Genomic DNA, 594 nt, shown 5'->3' on the forward strand with positions numbered 1-594 from the left:
GGGCCCTTCACCATGCCGTACACCGCGTCCGCCTTGTCCGCGCCGCTGGCCACCATCAGGATCTTCCGGGCCGCCATGATCACGCCGATGCCCATGGTCAGGGCCTGGCGGGGCACCTCGTCCCGGGAGGCGAAGAACCGGGCGTTGGCCTCGATGGTGCTCTCGGTCAGGTCCACCACGTGGGTGGGCACCACGAACTCCTCGCAGGGCTCGTTGAAGCCGATGTGGCCGTTGCGGCCCACGCCCAGCAGCTGCAGGTCGGCGCAGCCCAGGCTGCGGACAAAGGCGTCGTACCGGGCGCACTCGGCCTCGGCGTCCTCGGCCAGGCCGTTGGGCACGTGGGTGCACTCCGGCCGCACGTCGATGTGGTCGAACAGGTTGTGCTGCATGAAGTAGCGGTAGCTCTGGTCGTGGGCGCCGGACAGGCCCTTGTACTCGTCCAGGTTCACGGTGGTCACGCCGGCAAAGGAAATCTTGCCCGCCTTGTACCGGTCCACCAGGCCCTTGTAGGTGCCGATGGGAGAGGAGCCGGTGGCCAGGCCCAGCACGCACTCCGGCTTCAGGATCACCTGGGCCGCGATGATCCGCGCCGCC

1 protein-coding gene is annotated in these 594 nt (G+C 68.9%); it reads right to left on the bottom strand.

Annotated elements, in window-relative coordinates:
- The coding region (nagB, locus tag WMO64_RS17070) for a glucosamine-6-phosphate deaminase (RefSeq protein WP_349232774.1) at positions 1–594 on the bottom strand (594 nt) is incomplete at both ends.

Origin of the sequence: Pseudoflavonifractor intestinihominis (assembly GCF_040096055.1) — a bacterium.
Taxonomy (GTDB): Bacteria; Bacillota; Clostridia; order Oscillospirales; family Oscillospiraceae; genus Pseudoflavonifractor; species Pseudoflavonifractor intestinihominis.